Consider the following 20,142-nt stretch of genomic DNA (forward strand, 5'->3'; position numbering starts at 1 on the left):
ACCTATTACGCACAATGATTTGTAAATTGTTCGCAACAATTAACCCAGTTTACCCTATTATCATGGCTTCAGGAATTAGTTTAAAAGAATTGGCAGCTGAATTGAAACTCGCGCCGTCTACTGTGTCAAGAGCTTTAAACGATAGTTACGAAATCTCAGAAGCGACTAAGAAAAAGGTGATTAGCATGGCTGAGAAGCTAAATTATCATGCCAATCCTTTTGCACGGAGTTTACGGGAAAATAAGAGCAAAACTATCGCTGTTATTATCCCAGAACGCATAAACAGCTTTTTTGCGCAGGTAATGGATGGGATCGAAGAAGTTGCACAAGAGCATGGGTATCATTTGTTGATTTATAATACCCATGAGGATGTGGAAAGGGAAAAAAAGATTGTGAATTTACTCTTAAATGGTAGGGCTGATGCGATTGTCATGTCGGTTACCAGTCAAACAAGCGATATTTCACATTTGCAGAAATTACATGATAGGGGACTCCCTGTTGTATTTTTTGATAGAATAAGGTCGGAAATCCCAACAACCAAATTCATCACGAATGATTACGAAAGTGCTTATGAAGGCATTAAGCATCTGATACAACAAGGATGTAAAAAAATAGCTTTGATTACCTTGTGTAAAGATCTATCCATCAGTCAAGAAAGGGAACGTGGCTTTAAGGATGCCATCTTAGATCAGGGTTGGGAACTAGATCCGGCTATGACGGTTTATGGCAGTCATGATGAAGAAAGTAATGTGAATATAATAGAGGAATTACTTAAATCTTCAAATAGACCCGATGGGATTTTGGCATCCGTTGAGAAGCTGGCATTTGCTACCTATCATGCTTTAAAAAGGACAAAACTGAGGATTCCTTCAGACTTGAAATTGATTAGTTTTTCCAATACTTCGATTGCAGGCTTGATGAACCCATCTCTTACTACGATCACTCAGCCAGCTTTTGCTATTGGAAATGAATGCGCACAATTACTGATCAAGAAATTAACCAAGCCAGCCCATTATCATCTGATAGATCAAGTGATTACTATTCCATCTAAGATTACGATTAGGGAAACTACACGGGGAGAATAGTAGAGAAATAAAGTGAGTTTAGAATACTGCTTCGATTCTCTAAGCAGTATTTTTTTGTAAAATGGATTTTTGTTTCCCGCTGATATCCAGAACATAAAGACCGCTGTGAATTACTAATTTAGGACTGTTTTGTCTATCCTTTACAATTCACTTCAGAAAGCTACACTCTCTTAGTTTAGGAAAGTTGTATTCACAATTACCCTCAAAAAGTGGAATTAAAAAACGGAGGCCAGTAGTTAAAACTGGCCTCCGTTGATTGTTTTTCCCTTATGCTAAGTTCCAAATTGCTTCGTCATTCAACAAAGGAGTTGGACCTTGATTATTCCTCTGTTTCGATAGTCGTCAGAGGAGGAATGTTTGTTTCAAACCCATAGTAACCTTCATTTTGGTTAAGATGACCCTTGGTATTTGAATTGATCGCATTCTGAGGAATTGGCCATAACACATGGTAAGGGCTTAGTGTATAGGTATCACCATGTCTGGTAAATACGCCCTTGTTGTAGTAGTCAGTTACTTCCATAATTCTATCGTAGTAGAAATTATTTTGTGAGAAGTCAGCTTCACTATAACTCTTGCCATTGTAAGCGGCTTTTCCAGTCATAGCAAAGATTCTTGCTATTCTAGTCAATTCAGTTTTTCGTGGCTCTTCATAGTATAGCTCTCTTGCTCTTTCGTCCAGAACAGTGCCAATATTGATATCTGCAGCAGTGTAAGGAGCAGCACCTGCTCTTGTTCTTACTGTATTGATATCCTCAGCTGCACCAGCAAGGTCTCCTAGCCAAACTTTAGCTTCAGCCCTTAACAAGTAGGATTCTGCTAGTCTAAAAATGTACCAGTCTGTATTTCCCCCTTGTGGTTGATTTCGGTTTGGATCAGGCACGTACAGTTTGTAATGCGGCCAAGAGAACCAGCTTCTAATCGTATCCACTACAATTACTACTCCATTGGCATTTTTGAATTCAAGATTTTCGCCATAATAAGAGTCATTACCATTGATACCTGGATTGTTATACACAAGATCAGTCATATTCATCCAGTTTCCAGGAGCATGTCTCAAATCATTTTCATCATCCCATATCATACTCTGATGATACCAAGTTCCTCTTAACCTACCGATTCCCCGGCCAAATTCTGTTACTTGATCGATTGCTATCCCGGCTTGATCCGAGGTGCCTTTGTTTCCGGCTGGAGTGTTGATATTCGATCCCCAAAAAGGAACAGCATTTCGCATGGTGATTATACCACCTGAGTTTCCGTCAGTGTCAATCCTATCCATTACTAGAAGAATTGCCTCAGTGTTCGAAACAGGAGACTTATTTTCTGGTCTGTGCAGATCCCAAACCACATTTTTACTAGCGTCGCCCGCATCTACACCAAACCTTTCAGTCATAAGTGCATAGGGTCCATTATCGATTAATCTATTTGCTACATCAAGTGCATCTTGGAATTCACCAAGGGCAAGGTTGATTTTGATCAAAAGATGCTGAAGTGCTCCTTTAGGTACTCTTCCTCGATCCATTACTTCAGGTATCCATTCTTCTCCCCACTCCAGATCTTCTTTCATCTTTTTAAGAATCACAGTACGTTCTGTAGAGTAGAAATCGAGTTTTGGTTCGGTGATTTCTTCCAAAATCAATGGAATATCACCGAATTGCTGTGTTAGTCTGTAATAGCGTAGCGATCTATGGAAATAGGCCGTAGCTAGGAGGTGGTTTCTTTCTGCATCAGATTCATAATCTTGTGGTTCATCAATTCTAGACACTACGGTGTTTGCGTATTTTACACCTTTGTAGCCTTCATACCAGTACCATCCGATTCTGTTAGTATTGACAGAGTTTAGGTTTGCATCTGGTGTGATCAACAGGTTCATATCCTGTGCAGGACCAGATTTATCCGTAGTTCCTTCTATGGCTACTTCTGAGAAAATGTGTTCAGTAAGAATAGGAGAACCATCACCTGTGTATTCATGTCGCATATTACGTTCACAGGCAACCAAAGCGGCCCATAATCCATTAGCTTCGTTATAGGTATTTTCTGGAGAATAGAATGATAGAGGTTGTGGCTCTAACCAATCTTCATTACATCCAGAAGTGACTGCTATAATCAATCCTGTCAAAAGGACCTTTATTGTGTTTATGTTACTTCTTAAGTTCATGTTAATTTTTTTTAGGCTTACAAAGTGACGTCAATTCCAAGTGTGAAATATCTTGGGATAGGGCCAGAGTTTTCGGGATCCCAGAAGTCCCACTGAGGAGCATAGTATCCAACGTTTCTAATGTTGCCGTACACACGTAGGTTGGTGATTTTGGCTTTTTCAACCAACTGCTTAGGGAAATTATATCCCATAGAGATATTCTCTAGCCGGATAAAAGATCTTTTTCGGTAAATATTATAACCACCTGCACTGCCCTCACTTGAATACAGTCTAGCCCATTCATTGTTTGGGTTTTCTTCAGTCCAGTAAGGCGTCTTATAAGAGCTTGTTCTATCTAAGAAGCCGTCTCTGTTTTTCATTTGGTTAAAAGAACTCTCATGTCCCCAGTAAGAGTACAGCATGAAAGAGACGTCTAAGTTATTGAAGAGTGTAAACTCATTTCTTAGGCTCCAACGGAAACGTGGTTCAGTGTAGCCTTGAAACTGTCTATCTGCATTAGTGAATTGACCATCGCCATCTACGTCTTCGATTTTGTAATCACCTGGCTTTACACCATATTCTTCAGCGGCATCAGCTTCATTAGATTGCCAAATACCCTGGGTCTTGTAATTCCATATTTGATCGATTGCATGACCGATAAACCATCCATTACTTGGATCGTCAAGTTCTACACCATTTTCGTCTAAATCTCCATAAAGGCTAACTATTTCATTTCTGTTTAATTGGAAATTAGCAGTTGTTCTCCAGATGAAATTACTTCTTTCGAAGTTGGTTGAATTCAAAGTTAACTCAAAGCCCTTGTTATCAACTTGGCCTAAGTTGTCATATACAAAGTTGAATCCAAGGAAATCGGGTAAACTTCTCTCTACCAGCAAATCAGTAGTAGACATTTTATACATTTCAATAGTACCAGTCAATCTGGTTTTGAGAATTGAGAAGTCAACCCCCAAGTTGAATGATTCAGTTCTTTCCCACTTGAGGTTATTGTTTTGCATTCTGTTTACATAGAGCTGATTTACCAGATATAGCTCACCACTAGGCCTTTCATAGAAATATTTACCTGTATTCAAATCGGATAGAGCTACATATCTACCTATATCTCTGTTACCGTTGCTTCCCCATGAGAATCTCATTTTACCGAAGTCAAGCCAGTCAATATTGATAAAGTTCTCATCTGAAAATACCCATCCTACCGCCGCTGAATAGAAAAGAGCCCTAGGATTACTCTGGCCAAATGCTGAATAACCATCTCTTCTCAGGGAGACTGTGGTAGAGTATTTTCCATCATAAGAATAGATCAATCGACCCATTAGAGCATCACCTGTGCTGTATTCATCATTGCTTGAGATGATTGGGTTGATACCACCGCCGATGTTATGATAACCCAAACGGTCATGTGGTTCAAAACCGTTGTTGGTCATGGTATTATCCCATGACTGGAATTTTTCAGCATTCACCAAGAATGTGGCATTGAAATCATGCTTTTCGGCGAAAGTCTTCTGCCATGTCAAGATATTGTCAATTTGCCAATAGTATTCTTTGCGCTGTCTTCTAGAAGCTATGCCTCCTTGGGCTCCCCAAACTTCATGACCTGCAGATTGGTGATTAAAGTATTCATAATATTCGAATCTAGGAGTGAAATTGGTTCTGAAATTGAAGCCGAATGGAAGTTTAATGGCAGCATAAATTGTTGAGTTGATATTCACATCTCTATCAATTCTATCTATATAAGTTCTGTCATAAAAAGGATGTGTTCCACCGCTTTGCTCGTCATTAGGTCTCCATTTGTAAGTTCCGTCCTCATTATACTCGGATCCCCAAGGAGACAGCGTTCTGTAAAGATTCCAGTTCACAGCTACTTTACTCTCATCTTGCGTTGCAAATTGGACGTTCATTCCGACAGTTAGCCACTTGTTGACTTTTCCCTCAAGGTTGATTCTAGTACGGATGGTCTCGTACTCATCACCAATGATAATACCTTCATTATTCAGGTAGCCTACAGACCAATAGTAATTAAAGTTTTCATTTCTACCGGATAGACTTACTGTGTAATCTTGTCTAAATCCTGTCTGGAAAATCTTATCCCTCCAGTCTACAGAATTACCATCTTTATAATTTTCAATTTCTGCAGGCTGCATGTTCAATCTTTGGAGCCAAACTGTCACTGGGTCTCCTGATGATCCATCATAAGCCATCCAGTCCTCAAGCGAAATATCACTTGGCAAAGTTCTAGGATCCGAGAATTCATAAGGATCGTATCCACCTGCATTGATACTTTTGAATACATCTTCTCTCCAGGTAACAAATTCATCCGGGCCATACACCTCAGGGAAAGTTGCCATTGTTGCTAGCCCTGAATTCATGTTAAACTTGATCGTTGGCTTACCAATTGTGCCTTTTTTAGTAGTGATAAGAATTACCCCGTTGGCAGCCTTTGCGCCGAATACAGCTGCAGCACTAGCATCCTTAAGTACTTCTAAGTTCTCGATATCATTTGGGTTGATATCTGCCAGTTCACCGTAATAGATAGCTCCATCCAAAACCAATAATGGGGAGTTTCCTGCATTTAGCGAAGTCTGGCCTCTTACTTGAAGTGATCCACCACCTTTAGCAGAGGTACTAATTCCTACATTCAGTCCAGCTGCGTTACCTCTAAGGATATCCTGAACAGAATTAGGATTTTCATTTTCTAATTTAGTTGGATCGACAGAAGATACAGCCCCAGTAATATCTCTCTTTTTAGCTGTACCGTATCCGATTACGACTACTTCTTCTAAATCAGAAGTATTAGGGTTCATTCGAATATCTATGACAGACTGATTTCCTATTTCCAGTTCGATCGGATCATAGCCGATAAATGAAAATACCAACACTCCATCTCGTGGCGCACTTATCGTGTATTTTCCATCGAGATCGGTTGTAGTGCCGGTGGCTGTGCCTTTCAATAGGACTGTTACTCCTGGCAGAGCCATGTCTGTTTCGTCTAAAACAGTTCCAGTGATTTGTACTTCCTGTGCATGCGATATTGTGAAGCTTATGCATAGGAGAAATACAATCAACCAGAGGTTTTTGTAAAATTTGTACCGCATTAGGTAGTGGGTTAATTGTTATTGAAGAAGTTTATTTAAGTGCTAAATAATCCGTTTTAAGAATCATTAACATTCTAATGTAAAAGGAAATGAAACCTATGCACTAATTCTGCCTCCATAATTTGCGCAATCGATTTCGGGAACTGCAATGGGAATTTTCAATTTTTCTAGATTCAATATTCTATGTTTAATTCCTTCGTTAATGATCGTAATTAGGTAGATGTTAGCTAGTTAAAACTATGTTTAAGATTAATATAGACATATAATTGGATACCTGATATTTTGTATTTAAAGTGAAGTAGACAAAATAAAAAAGAGCTGTTCCGATAATCGGAACAGCTCTTTTTTATTGTTTAGTTCAGTAAATAACTTAGTATCCTGGGTTTTGAGGAAAGGCACTGGCATTGCCCTCAGCCCGGTCAATCTGATTTTGAGGAATTGGTCTCAGCGTATGAAAATCTTGAATATTCGGAGCTCCCTGAGGATTGTGAGCTTTCACTCGTTCTACCAAAATACCCCATCGTTTCAGATCCAGCCATCTGGTTTGCTCACCGATTAACTCTCTAGCTCTTTCTTCTGTAATGTATTCGAAAGTCAACTCAGATTCAGAGATTTCCATTTCAGCTTCCTGTCCTGGAAAAGCAGCTCTTCTTCTCACCACATTGATGTTTTCAGTCGCATCGGCGATTTTTCCCTGACGAAACTGAGATTCAGCAAGTAGGAGATAGGTATCTGCCAATCTCATCGCTATATAATTCCGTCCTCCTTCAAACTGTGTCCGGTCAACTCGCCCTGGATCCTTATGTTTTTTCATTGGGGGAAATACTCTTTCTGTGTAAAGCTCTGGTGTAAGTACCTGATACGGATATTTAGCTCTTTCTGCCTCAGACATATTATAGCCGGGCAGCCAGATAGTTGTGTCTCCCTGGGCAAAGGTCACGGTCTCTTTAGACTTGTCAAAAGTCGTATTATAGGTGCCAGGTTTATTGGATAGAAAGTGATCCACATAGGTATTTTTATATCTTGAATCATTGACTCTATCAGCAAAAATAGTGTTCAGCGTATAGTCCGTGGATTTATAACGTTTGAACGGACGTCCGTTTTCTGTATCCCGCTGCATGCCAGGCTGCACATCATACTCCATTAAGAAGAATACGTGGGAATTATTTCCTCCTGCATTAGTAAGTGGACTGCGGGTGTATTGAATAGACCAGATTACTTCGTCATTTATTTCATTTCCGAAAGCATGCACATCTGCGAAATCTGGCAATAAAACGAGACCATAATTATCAATTACACTTTGCAATAATGGCTCAGCATTGGCATAATCTGATGCTTCACCAGCTTCTGAAGTGGCCTTGGTAATAAACACTCTCCCTAAAAGATGCTCTGCTGCAGGCCGGGTTGCTCTACCATAATCATCAGACTTAGCCTTAGCTTCCAGATTAGGAATTGCTTCTTTCAAATCCTGAATAATAGCTGAATAGACTGCTGCTACTGATGCACGTGACACTTCCTTGGTAGGAATAGCAGTCTCAGCCAACTGTAAATCTACTCCGCCAAAAAGCTGCACCATAATAAAATAATGATGTGCCCTAATGAATTTGGCTTCCGCAACTCTCTGTTGAATCAGTTCTTCTGATACACCGGTAAGGTTGACTGATCTGTCTATCACTGCATTGCAGGTATTAATTCCACGGTAGAACTCATCCCAAAGTTCACGTACATGGCCATTTTGAGAATCAAATTGATTGGTATAGAAATTCATGAATTTCCACGAACCATCTGCACCATTGGTGAAGATATCAGTTCCGAAAATCGTCAAATTATTTCCACGCTCAGTGCCGTACCATGCTCTCATAGAACTGTACGCAGCATTGATTCCGTCATTTAGACCTTTTGGAGTGTTTAGGTAATCATTACCTATAGGAGAGACAACATCTTCTTGGAGAAACCCATCGCAGGAAATCATCACCGACAGTCCAAGTATTAGGGCCGTAGATTTAGCCCAGTAGTTTATATTTATTGCTATTTTTTTCATAGTTGATTAGAATTTAGCATTAATACCAAATGTGTAAGAAGTGACGGCAGGGGCGACATTTGCATTGACTGCACCTGCACCTATACCTTGTTCTCCATCCAGGAATACTTCAGGATCAATCCCTTTATGCTCAGAACGATAATTGGCAAAAATGAATGGCTGCTGGATACTGGTGTATATTCTCAAACTAGTCATGCCGATTCTTTTGGCAGCTTCAGGAGTGAAGTTGTAACCGAAATTTATGTTTCTCACCTTGATGAAGGTACCATCAAAGTATTCCATGGAGCTGGCATATTTTGCGCTTTCCTGATTTACGTTTGGTCTAGGATAGTCATTAGACGGATTGTTTGGGGTCCAATAGTTCACATCCAAGTTGTTATATCTTCCAGCCAGGGTGTTATTGCCAGTGTGAAATTGAGATCTTAGCATAGAACCAAATCTTCCGTAGATAAAGAAGGATAAATCGAAGCCCTTGAAATTAAATCTATTGGTCATACCCATAGCAAAGTCGGCTACTGCAGATCCCAGAAACTGTCTATCTTCTGAGTTGATCACGCCGTCACCATTGCGGTCTTCGATTTTGATCTCACCCGGCACACTGCCGTATGAGGTAGCTTCATCTAATTCGTCCAGCTGCCAGATTCCTATTTTCTTCAAATCATAGAAAATTGTCAGTGGCTGACCTATGAATCTACCTGCTGAGATATCATCCCCATTAGGCAAGGATATTATCTCCTCTGTATTTTTTGTGAAAATAAGGTCAGTGGACCACATAAAATCTCCCTTTTCCATATTAAGTGTGGATAGGGTTAATTCGATTCCACGGTTTTGAGTCTCACCTATGTTGGTGATAAAACCACCAAAACCTATGGAATTTGGTAATGGCTGTGGAGCAAGTAAATCAGATGTATTAGTTATATAGTATTCAATAGAGCCGAATACTCTACTTTTCCAAAGGGCGAAATCCAATCCGGCATTGAAGGTGGTTGAAGTTTCCCATCTCAAGTCAGGATTGCCTATGGAGCTTGGTCTATAGCCAAATGCAGCAGTGTTATCGAAGGCATAGCTCGTTCTGCCAAGCAAAGCCTGTGTCTGGTAGGGATCAATAGCCTGGTTTCCTATTGACCCATATGATACTCTAAACTTCAACTGGTCGATAGTTGAGGAATTTTGTAAGAAACTTTCTGAATGAAGATTCCATCCTACTGCGACGGATGGGAAGTAACCGAATCTATTGTTTGATCCAAATCTCGAACTACCATCTGCTCTCAGGGTTGCAGTAAAGAGTAATTTATTCTTGTAATCATAGTTTAAACGACCCATAAATGACATCAAAGCCCATTCTCTTAAATTGGTATTGGCACCAGTAATTTGAGAAGCATCGCCCAATCTATGGTAGAACTGGGATTCTGCAGGGATTCCCAGAACACTGACAGTAGTTTGCTCATACCGGTCTTTTTGTATGGATTGAAGGGCTGTGAAGTTCAGATTATGTACTTCATTAAATGACTTGTTATAAGTCAGAATATTTTCCAGCGTATAATTAAAGGTGAATTCATCATTCACACTTCCAGTTGCATCACCCCCACGTCGGGCATTTGTCTGTGATCCGGTGAATCTACCATTTCTACTAATGGTTAGATCCGGACCAAATACTAATCTATAGGTCAAGCCAGGGATGATATCATAATTGATAAAAATGCTGTTAAAAATTCTATAGTTTTTGGTCAGGTCCTGCTGTGCCCCAGGAACGATTTCAGCAAACGGGTTGGTTCTCAAGCCATCAGAAGTAGGTAGAAAAATCAAATTGCCATCCTCATCGTAAGGTTTGCCAAGTGGATTTTCAGCCAGTGCTCCTCCAAGTGGATTGAAATTTTCTCCATTTCTCTCACTGTATGATACTAAAGTTGAAGTTCCAAATTTGATCTTCTTATTGATTCGATGATCAATATTGGCACGGAAAGTATAACGGGTATAATCCTGATTGATGATCACTCCTTTATCCTTAAAGAAGTTGCCGGATACAAAGAAGGTAGTCTTATCACTACCACCGCTTATACCGATTTGATGACTTTGAATAGCCCCGTTTCTCAATAGGCCGCCTACATAATCTGTGCTTCTTCCGGTAGCAAGACCGTCTAATTCAATCGGCTCGAAAAGTGATTCATCACTTGCCGGCGTCGCAGGACCTTCCGGATATTCTCCACTAGCCCGGCGTGATTCTCTTTTATATTCTGCGAATTCAGGTCCATTAAACACGTCAATTTTCCCTAACTCTTTATTGACACCATAGTATGAATCAAAAGAGACCACGGTTTTGCCCACATTTCCTCTTTTCGTAGTGATCAATACCACCCCGTTTGAGCCCCTAGAACCATAAATTGCAGTAGCAGAGGCATCTTTTAATACTTCCATAGAAGTAATATCCTGCGGGTTGATATCATTCATTCCCCCCGTAACAGGGATTCCATCAATTACATAAAGAGGTTCGTTTGAAGCATTAAATGACCTTCTACCCCTGATCCTTACTTGGGGTGCTGAACCTGGTTTTGAGCCGGGCTGGGTTACATCCACACCAGCTGCACGTCCCTGCAATGCTTGTCTTGCATCAGTGATGGGCAACTCCTGGATCTCTTTGGAGCCCACAGATGAAATAGCTCCGGTGAGTTGACTCTTTTTGGCAGTACCGTATCCGACTACGACTATCTCTTCAAGGTCCGCTAGATCAGGAATTAAATTCACATCAAGTACGGTTTGGTTGCCTACAACCTTTTCTGTTGGATTGTACCCAATAAAGGAGAAAACCAGAGTGCCATCGGCTGGACAAGAAATACTGTACTTTCCATCCAGATCAGATGTTGTTCCCGTGGTGGTGCCTTTGACTAGAACAGTAGCTCCGGGTAAGGGTTGGCCTGTCTCGTCATAGATTGTTCCTGTTACCTGAACTTCCTGAGCCCAGCTGTATGAGACAGAAAGCAGCAGAAAGAACACCACCCGGAGGTAAGTGTAAAATTTTGAGTGCATAGTAAAATGGGTTTGTTGTTAATAATAAATTAGCTTCAAAGCGGGGAGAAAGCTTAACATTTCAGTGTTAACAGGCAGACCCCTACGCTATGATGAAGTCAAGTTAGGTTGTTTAAACCCTATTTTCAAGAGGATAAGCGGTTGAGTTACGCAATCGATTGCGTTAATTTTGCACAAGTGAACATTCTTGCTACAATTACTAATAATACTTCTTAGCTTAGTTCGTAGTGGAGCTATTACACAGCTTAATAGAAGGCGTTGAAAAATATTTCTTTTGACATATGACTAAAAAAAAACACCTGCTCAATTTGTAAGCAGGTGTTGTATAGTGGTGGATGGTTTTTATAAAAGTTATAGTTTTGGCGGTTCCCAGCCTTTTTCATATGATCTAGTCCAGAGAGCAGAAGCTTTCTTGGAATTTTTGATATGACCATTGCTTGGATTGCAGATCAAACTTTCGCCAGTCCTATAGCTGATATTGGCCAAATGACATAGTAGGGTACTTACAGCGCCTTCTTCAATATTGGAATTTTGCTTTTCCAATCCTCGTATTGCATTAAAGAAGTTAACCACATGGGTAGTACTCATATCACCTCCGCCTCCAAGTGCAGTACCGGCTTCATTACTTGATGACATACTATTTTTAACTTCTTTTCCAGCTCTGTCAAATTGCTTGTAGCCACCGCGATCTACATAAACAGAACCTTCAGTTCCGTAAATAATAGTTCCACGGTCTGAAGCATAGGTTTTATAGCTATTTCTGCTCTTGCCATCCCATTGAATTACGGAACCGTTTCCGAATTTGAATGTAGCATCCATCGTATCATACATCACCCAGCCGTCATCTTCAAAATGTCTCTTGTCCGCGGTTACCTGTACCTCACTTGGATAGTCCACCTGAAGGGCCCAACGTGCTACATCCAACTCATGAGTTGCGTTATTGCCAGTTTCTGCCGTACCATATTCCCATCCATACCAGTGCCAGTTGTAATCCCAGGTATCATGGGTATAGGCTCTTCTTGGTGCTGGTCCTTGAAACATTTCCCAATCTAGTCCTTCCGGGGCAGGAGCTACGGTAGGATTGGGCACCGCTCCACGGTTATTGCTGTAAAAGGCTTTGGCCATAAATGCCTTGCCTATTGCACCATTATGTATGGCTGAAATGATTTCACGGCTTTCAGGAGCAGAGCGCTGCTGATTCCCCATTTGAACTACTTTGTTGTATTTCTTTTGCAAAGCAATCAGCAGCTCACCTTCGTGTGGATTATGAGAACATGGTTTTTCTACATAGACATGTTTACCTCTATCTAATGCCAACCAAGTGCCTGGAGCGTGCCAGTGATCAGGAGTTGCGATGATGATGGTGTCAAGATCTTTGTCATCCATCACTTTCATCACATTCTGCTCTAATTTGGGAGCATAGTCTATGTACTTCTCAAAATTCTTGGCAGCCTTTGGCATTTGAGACTCCATGGCATCACAGAGATACATGAGGTGTACATTGCTGGATTTCAGGCCAATTGGCTCGTAATAAGCCCCAAGCCGTCTTCCTAATCCTGCAATGGCGACATTTAATCGTTCATTTGCTCCTATAATTCTACCATAAGATCTAGCCGAAAAAGCAGCAGAACCCAAAGCCGACAAGCCCATAGTAGCAGCAGCAGATTTTTTAATAAAGTCTCTTCTGTTGTTAATTTTCATCTGATTATAATTTTCTTTCAAAGGCCATACGGAATCTCGCAGGTCTTATAATCATTCCTCCGTGTGACGTCTGCGTCATGCTCGATTTCATCTGATTATAATTGTTTTCCAATGGTCATAACCTGTCCCGTGACGAAGGAAGCGGGATGGAATCTCGCATGCATGATAATCATTCCTCTGTGTGTCGCGTGCGTCATGCTCGATTTCATGTGTTTACAATTGATTTTTATTGCCCACATGGAATCTCGCATTTTTTATAATCATCCATCTGTGTGACGTGTTCGTCATGCTCGATTTCACTTCTGATTTTGGGTTTTTACTTTAACGTCTTGATTTTGATGTTTTTGAAACTTACCTCATTGCCATGATCCTGAAGAAGAATATGGCCTTCTGGAGCCTCACCGAAATTCTCCCATTTCTCATACTTACTGACAGCAACCAAATCACGGAATGCCTGAGATCCTCTTTCATATTCTACTACTTTCACTCCATTTAAGTAATGTGTTACCATGTTGTCTGGTGTTACCACTACTCTGCCTTTGTTCCATTCTCCTATTGGCTTGATGAATCTAGCGTTTTTATCAGCCTTGATCAGATCATAAAGGGAAGCGAGTGTACGGTTTCCTTCTATTCCCATTTTGGCATCTGGATGCTTTTCGTCGTCTAGTATCTGATATTCCAAACCTATTGCCGAACCTTCATTGCCTTCAGACAGGGTAACGAAATACTTCAGTCCGCTATTTGCGCCTTCTGTAAGTTTGAACTCGAAGGCCAGGTCAAATGCTGAATAAAGCTCTTTGGTCACGATATCACCTGCATTGGTAGATTCGCCCCCGTCAGAAGCTGCAATAGTCAAAATGCCATCATTGACAGACCAACCTGACTCCGGGAATGTTTCCTTGTAAGCGCCTTTCCATCCGTCTGAATTCTGACCATTGAAGAGTAGTTTCCAGCCATTGTTTTTTTCGTATTCAGTCAGTGTGTTCAGACTATTATTTACTACGAAAACATCTTTGTTAAAGGGTTTAGGTTCAAGGTTTTCTGTTTGGACCTTTACATTTTTAAATGAAGTCTTTCTTCCTGCGTCTTCTGGCTTCTGAATGCTGTGTACCTGCAAGCCGATGAACCCTGTTTTATCCATATCATCGACCACATAGGCCACTTCCTGACCGTTTACCCATGTTTTGATTTCATTGCCGATTGCTTCTATTCTGTAATGATTAAATTCGCCCATCTTAAAAGCAGATCCTGCTTCAGGATTAAGGTCGAGTGGATATAACCAGCCTCTTCTTGCTTCATCGTACAGTCCGCCCGACCAAGCTCTTTCGGAAGGATCTGCTTCGATTTGATAGCCATATACCAAGCCTTTGCCATCTCTGGCAGCCGGGTCAAACTGCCCGCGTACCATTACACCTGAATTGCTGGAAAGATGTTCGATTTTTAGATCAAGCTCCATAATATAATCCCCGTAAGTTTCCTCAGTGATCAAGAATGTATTTGGTGATCCTGCTACAGCTGATCCTACTATAGTGCCATCGACAACTTCAAATGTGGCTGTACCTGCTACAGGTTTCCATCCACTGAGGTCTTTTCCATTAAATAAATTTGTCCAGCCATCTTCTGCCTTTTGCTGTGATGAACAGCTAAATAATGTGATCGAAGTGATCAGAACCGCGAATAGATTACGGGTGTATTTCATAATTTTTAGGTATTGTTTTTCAATATAAAATTCAAGATTTAGCGCCATTGCAGCAAACGCAATTCTCTTAAGTTACGCAATCGTTTGCGAGTTTCTTCTGGGATTCTTATGTATTTGAAAGCCTTTGACCGTGCTGGAAAAGAATCCGTCGATCTTTATTACTTTTACGCATGCTTGATTTTAACCTCAAAGGAAAAGTTTTTATTACCTGTAAGGATCGCTCTATTTCTTACTTGGAAAAGGAAGTTCGTGAACTTGGTTTCGTGCCTGAGTCTGTCTCCCGGACGGGGATTGAATTGAGAGCCACAATGGAAGAGTGCATGGATCTTAACCTCTATTTACGCACTGCATCTCAAGTGCTCTACGAAATCAAGTCCTTCTACCTTAGAAATGCAGATGATATTTACCGAAGATTCAAAGCGATCCCTTGGGAAGATTACTTGGATGTAGATGGGTATTTCTCGGTCAACTCGGTGGCAGAGAATGAAAGTATCACCACGCCACTGATCGTAAATGTGAAAGTCAAAGATGCTATAGTAGATCGTTTTCGGGAGCTGAAAGGAAGAAGACCTGATTCTGGATCTGATTTTAACGGCTTGGTTTTTCAGGTGTACTGGAAAGAAACCCAATGCTCGGTTTACATAAATACTTCTGGTGATACGCTTGCAAAGCATGGCTATCGTAAGATTCCAGGCAAAGCTCCAATGATGGAGGCTCTGGCAGCAGCGACTATTTATGCTACGGAGTGGAATACCCGAGTTCCTTTTATCAACCCTATGTGTGGTTCAGGTACGCTAGCAATTGAAGCGGCCTTAATGGCAACCAAACGTTATCCTGGACTTTATAGAGATCATTATTCCTTCCAGCATATTTTGGGGTATGATGAGGAGGCCTTTTTTGCGAAGAAAAAGAAACTAGAGAGCAAAATCATGGAGCTGCCTGATTTAAAGATTATCGCTTCTGACATTTCTCTTCAGGCGATTTCCTTCGCTCAAGAGAATGCGATTACGGCTGGAGTGGATCATATGATCGAATTTCAAGTCTGTGATTTTGCTGAAACAGAAATCCCGCAAAAGCCCCGTGGCGTGATCATGTTCAATCCTGAATATGGCGAAAGGCTAGGGGAGAATGATGAATTGGAGATTACCTACAAGAGAATGGGAGACTTTCTGAAGCAGAAATGTGCAGGATATAGAGGATATATTTTTACTGGAAATCTTGAATTAGCTAAAAAGATCGGGTTAAAAGCGAATCGAAGAATAGAGTTTTGGAATGGTACTATTGACTGCCGTCTGCTGAAGTACGACTTATATGAAGGGAAAAAAGAGGAGTTTTCCGATTTGGGATAGGTGACTTCGGATTTCAGATTTGGTTACCCACACAATCTGAAATCCGAAATCAGCAATCTGGTATTATTGATGTTCATCTCGCAAGAGATCATTTACAGTTTTCACTGGATTGAAGGTTATTAATGGCACCTCTACAAATATTGCATTCCAACCTGCCATAGAGCCGTTCCAAAGTCCAGGCAATTCCAGCGCTTTGAGGTTTTTGCCACTTTTTGATTTCTCGGTGATAAATCCTGTCTTCATATCCCGGTACTTGAGTAGATCAAATGCTTCACCTTTAAAGTTTCTGGTAGCACAAACCAAATCAACTGGGTTGAAGTGGGTGGATTCGTTGAAATGTTCTTTTGATGCAGGATTATTCAAATCTATCTGGGCGGTTTCCAAGATCTGAAGCGATTGTGAACCATCATCTTCTTGTACCCAAAAAGGTCCACCGCCAGGTTCTCCAGTATTTTTCACCATTCCACAAACTCTTAGTGGGCGGTTGAGTTTCATTTTTAGAAAAGCTCCTTTTGCTTCTATTGACAGCGAAGAGAAATTCTCTGGGAGTTTTGCTCCTAAATCATTTGTTGCTACTTCCTCAGCCCTAGCCACTGTGGTTTCATTCTCCTCCTTTTCCAAACCTCTTAAGGCCTCAAATACTTTTTGCTGTATTTCTAAAAGTAAACCTCCTATCGCCATTTTGTAATTCGTGGTATCAGGCTTCAAGCGATCAGGAACTACATTGTCAATGTTTTTGATGAAGATCAGTTCCGCAGATACATCATTCAGATTTTCAAGCAAAGCACCATGGCCTGCAGGTCGGAAAAGGATGCTTCCGTCTTCTTCGGTAAATGGGGTATTATCAGTATTTACTGCTATAGTATCTGTAGATTTTTTCTGCTGAGAATAGCTAATCTCAAAGTTAACCCCGAATTCTTTTTCTATTCCAGGAAGGATTTTTTCTATTTCCTTTTGGAATTTGGCGGTATGTTCAGGGGAAACGGTGAAATGTATTTTCACTAAAGATCCTGTGCCAATTGCATATTGAACGCCTTCGATCAGGTGCTCATAAGCTGGAGTTCTGCGCCCGTCTTTATAGCGGTGAAATTTCAGCAATCCCTTTGGCAAGTTGCCGTAGCCAAGTCCTTCATCCAAAAGCAAAGCTGCCAAAATACTTTTGTAATCTTTGGTGTCCAACGCCTGGTAAATACTGCTTCCTTGACTTTCCAAAACTTCATCAAGATCCTCGTAGAATGCGAATTTCTCAATGTTGTCCATGAACTTCTGGACAAAAGTTGATTTGCTGATATCTCCATCGCCTTCCAGAAAAGCAAAAAGATCTTTGAACATCCGAGAGGCCGCCCCACTAGCAGGCACAAATTTCAATACATCTACTTTAGAGGCCTTATCAGGATAAGTCGTTATGAAATGACGTAATTCATCATCGCTCAAAACCTTAATCCCATTTCCTGGAGTTGCAGGAGCTGTTATTTTCAGAAAAGGAAAGCCATTCTCAAAATGATGAATTTGTTGTTCTACAGTTTCAGGGTGCATTCCCTGTTCCAAAATTTGGTCTTTTAAGCTAGTATCCATGGGGTTGGGTTTAATGTAAAAGTGTAAGATAATAGGCTTTATGTCTTTACTCAAGATAGAAAGTGGATTTTTTTTAATTGTTTTATAAATGAATGGAAATCCTGATTTAGTAGGATTTCTGTAATTGGAAGCTGATTTTTTGTAGCGGTTTCTTCTGTGCCAAAATGGAATGCCATTCCTGGGAGATTTGAAGAATTCTCGGATAGCCTCCGGTGACTTGAGCATCTTTCATAAGTATAATTAATTTACCTCCTGATGTCAATTGAACTGTACCTAGAAAAACTGGTGCAGTTGCCATTTCGGAAATGGAATTTGGAAGTAACTCAGCCAATTGGATAGCCATTCTGTTTTTTAGATCAGAGATGGTAAACTCCATTGATTCAATTCGTTCTTGACTTACCTCATCTAATAATTCCCATTCAGGCCCGGGATAGACTTCTATGGCATTTTTCTCAGTCCAGTTGAATTCCCATTTCACTTTAGAAGCAGTGTTTTCAGGAAGTTCTTGCGTCGTAAAATAAGGGACTTGGTCTCCTTTTTTAACAGATTCAGAAGTGGTAATTCCCGCATACCAACTTCTGGAATCCATGATTTTTTCAGATTGGAATCCATCTTTGATACCCAAATAGAGCACCGAACCTTGGTGAAAAGCACCGATCTCCAACTGATCATTTTCTCGGATTTCTAGAATGCCGTAGCTGGAAATCACCTCTCCATTGAATTTAATGGCTGCTATAGCTCCTGCTAGGCAAATCAGTGTGGGTGAATTAAATATGATGCTTAATCCAGGTTGACAGACCTCCAAGACTGCATCAGAATCTTTGTTTTTCAATAAGTGATTTGCCCACATAAATGATCTTACATCTATAGCACCAGAAAGTGGAACTCCATACTGAGCAAAACCGATTCTTCCTCCATCTTGAATAGAAGTTCCCGGTCCTGATTTTAAGATTTTTAAATAGCCAATATCCCGAATCATCTGAATTTTGGATTTTGTGGATGCTTTTTCAGATACTCAAACTCTTGAATGGTAATCGGGGTAAATTCTATTCGCTCTCCAGCTTCTGCAAAAACTGGAATGGCTTGTCTTGGATCAAAAAGTGAAATGGGAGTTTGCCCAATCAAATGCCAGCCACCAGGACTGGAAGATGGATAAATGCCGGTTTGTGATCCACCAATGGCAACTGAACCAGGTGGAACCACACGATCGGGCACATTTTTTCTGGCGGCATGTAATTCTTCCTTAAGCCCATTCAAATACATAAAACCCGGCAAAAAACCGTAGAAATGAATCCGGTAAAGAGGTTGTGAATGCATTGAGATAAGTTCTTTTTGGCTGATGTTTTTATGTCTTGCCAAAGCTTCCAGATCGCGTCCCGTTTCTGGAGAGTAGCAAACCGGGATTTGCCAGATTTTTTCAGGAAGAGGTTTACAGTATTCTTCTGGATGTATGGTTTTCAACCAATTCTCTATTTCTGATGATGTAGAGATATTTGAAAGTATAAGTGCAAGGGTTTTGAACCCCATACGAAGTTCAATAATCTCTGAGTTAAAATCCTTCTGTAGAGTAGTTTGGAAGCGTAATTGTTGCTGTAGGAGCTCATCAGAGATTGCGCAATCCCATTCAAATTCACAAATCATAGGGGAGACTTGCTTGAATTCAGGGTTCATGTCCAGAATCTGTTTCGGATTATTGGTAAAAAGTGACAGATGCCTAGGTTATCGCCATGGAAGCAAATGGTATCTGCTTTTATTTGAAGTTTTTTTCCGGAATCAGAAAGTAAATATCCATTCTCCAGCAATGTTTTGAGGTGAGGAGAAATCTCACTTTCTGAAATCATATGTGATCCAAAGACCGACCGAGGTACCAGTTGGTAATTGTCCAAATACCTTCGATCACCAAAAACTTCTATTCGATTTTTCAATCCTTTCTGGAGAATAAACTTTTCCAATTCAGAGTGCGGAGGGGCAAATATGGGGGTATTGTGAAAGTGGCTTGCAATAAAGTCCGTGAGGATGTCAGCTAATTCTGCATTTGCCACAGCATCATTATAAAGTGCGCCATGGAATTTGATATGATCCATAGGAAGTCCAGATTTTTCTGCCAGTAGCTCAAACTTCAGTATTTGGATTAAAATGGACTTTTTCAAATCCTTGTCCGAAATCTTCATTGTTTTCCTGCCAAAATTCTTTTGATCTGGATAGGAGGGGTGAGCACCGGCTTTTTTCTTGTATTTCAAAGCAAGGTCTAAGCTTTCGCTTATCGAGTTTTCGTCCCCAAAGTGACCTCCGCATGCGATGCTGGCCGTATCGATGTGAGGAAAGATTTGTATTTCGTTTGGCATGCCTTCACCTAAATCACAGTTTATTTCTGGCAGTTTCTTCATTAGAGGGGAATAGGATAATCTCTAAAATACAAAATGT

General features: G+C 40.6%; 12 protein-coding genes. 2 read left to right on the plus strand and 10 right to left on the minus strand.

The window, feature by feature from the left end; genetic code table 11:
- The first annotated feature begins 62 nt into the window (after window positions 1-62).
- Window positions 63-1,085, plus strand: a complete 1,023-nt coding sequence (locus SYJ56_RS02215) for a LacI family DNA-binding transcriptional regulator (protein WP_323831962.1) — start codon at window positions 63-65, stop codon at window positions 1,083-1,085.
- Between the two features lie 319 nt (window positions 1,086-1,404).
- Here the strand turns inward: SYJ56_RS02215 and SYJ56_RS02220 are convergent, their stop codons facing one another.
- From SYJ56_RS02220 to SYJ56_RS02245, 6 genes are all read right to left on the minus strand, one after another.
- Entirely contained in the window at window positions 1,405-3,240 is a 1,836-nt protein-coding gene (locus SYJ56_RS02220) for a RagB/SusD family nutrient uptake outer membrane protein (protein WP_323831964.1), read from the minus strand.
- Window positions 3,241-3,257: 17 nt separating this feature from the next.
- Complete coding sequence (locus tag SYJ56_RS02225; RefSeq protein WP_323831966.1) at window positions 3,258-6,329, minus strand: SusC/RagA family TonB-linked outer membrane protein; 3,072 nt, start codon at window positions 6,327-6,329, stop codon at window positions 3,258-3,260.
- A gap of 370 nt (window positions 6,330-6,699) precedes the next feature.
- Window positions 6,700-8,370, minus strand: coding sequence for a RagB/SusD family nutrient uptake outer membrane protein (locus tag SYJ56_RS02230; RefSeq protein WP_323831968.1), 1,671 nt, complete (start codon window positions 8,368-8,370; stop codon window positions 6,700-6,702).
- Window positions 8,371-8,376: 6 nt separating this feature from the next.
- Window positions 8,377-11,394: a SusC/RagA family TonB-linked outer membrane protein gene (locus tag SYJ56_RS02235; protein ID WP_323831970.1), complete on the minus strand. Its 3,018-nt coding sequence runs from the start codon at window positions 11,392-11,394 to the stop codon at window positions 8,377-8,379.
- 351 nt (window positions 11,395-11,745) lie between these two features.
- Window positions 11,746-13,095 (minus strand): Gfo/Idh/MocA family protein, encoded by a 1,350-nt coding sequence (locus tag SYJ56_RS02240; RefSeq protein WP_323831972.1) that lies wholly within the window; start codon window positions 13,093-13,095, stop codon window positions 11,746-11,748.
- Window positions 13,096-13,411: 316 nt separating this feature from the next.
- On the minus strand, window positions 13,412-14,794 hold the full coding sequence (locus SYJ56_RS02245; RefSeq protein WP_323831974.1) for a 3-keto-disaccharide hydrolase: 1,383 nt from the start codon (window positions 14,792-14,794) through the stop codon (window positions 13,412-13,414).
- Window positions 14,795-14,964: 170 nt separating this feature from the next.
- Between SYJ56_RS02245 and SYJ56_RS02250 the strand changes: the two genes are divergently transcribed.
- Entirely contained in the window at window positions 14,965-16,143 is a 1,179-nt protein-coding gene (locus SYJ56_RS02250) for a THUMP domain-containing class I SAM-dependent RNA methyltransferase (RefSeq protein ID WP_323831976.1), read from the plus strand.
- Between the two features lie 63 nt (window positions 16,144-16,206).
- Here SYJ56_RS02250 and SYJ56_RS02255 read toward each other — a convergent pair whose 3' ends face one another.
- The 4 genes from SYJ56_RS02255 to SYJ56_RS02270 form a co-directional block, all read right to left on the minus strand.
- The gene (locus tag SYJ56_RS02255; RefSeq protein WP_323831978.1) at window positions 16,207-17,718 is read right to left on the minus strand and encodes a DUF4301 family protein; all 1,512 of its coding nucleotides are present in this window, start codon (window positions 17,716-17,718) and stop codon (window positions 16,207-16,209) included.
- Between the two features lie 106 nt (window positions 17,719-17,824).
- Window positions 17,825-18,697: a 5-oxoprolinase subunit C family protein gene (locus tag SYJ56_RS02260; RefSeq protein ID WP_323831980.1), complete on the minus strand. Its 873-nt coding sequence runs from the start codon at window positions 18,695-18,697 to the stop codon at window positions 17,825-17,827.
- On the minus strand, window positions 18,694-19,389 hold the full coding sequence (pxpB, locus tag SYJ56_RS02265; protein ID WP_323831982.1) for a 5-oxoprolinase subunit PxpB: 696 nt from the start codon (window positions 19,387-19,389) through the stop codon (window positions 18,694-18,696). The genes SYJ56_RS02260 and pxpB overlap by 4 nt, the downstream gene beginning before the upstream one ends.
- Window positions 19,386-20,105: a LamB/YcsF family protein gene (locus tag SYJ56_RS02270; RefSeq protein ID WP_323831984.1), complete on the minus strand. Its 720-nt coding sequence runs from the start codon at window positions 20,103-20,105 to the stop codon at window positions 19,386-19,388. The genes pxpB and SYJ56_RS02270 overlap by 4 nt, the downstream gene beginning before the upstream one ends.
- Between the last annotated feature and the right edge of the window lie 37 nt (window positions 20,106-20,142).

The sequence above is a fragment of the Algoriphagus aurantiacus genome, assembly GCF_035156405.1.
In the GTDB taxonomy this organism is placed as follows: domain Bacteria; phylum Bacteroidota; class Bacteroidia; order Cytophagales; family Cyclobacteriaceae; genus Algoriphagus; species Algoriphagus aurantiacus.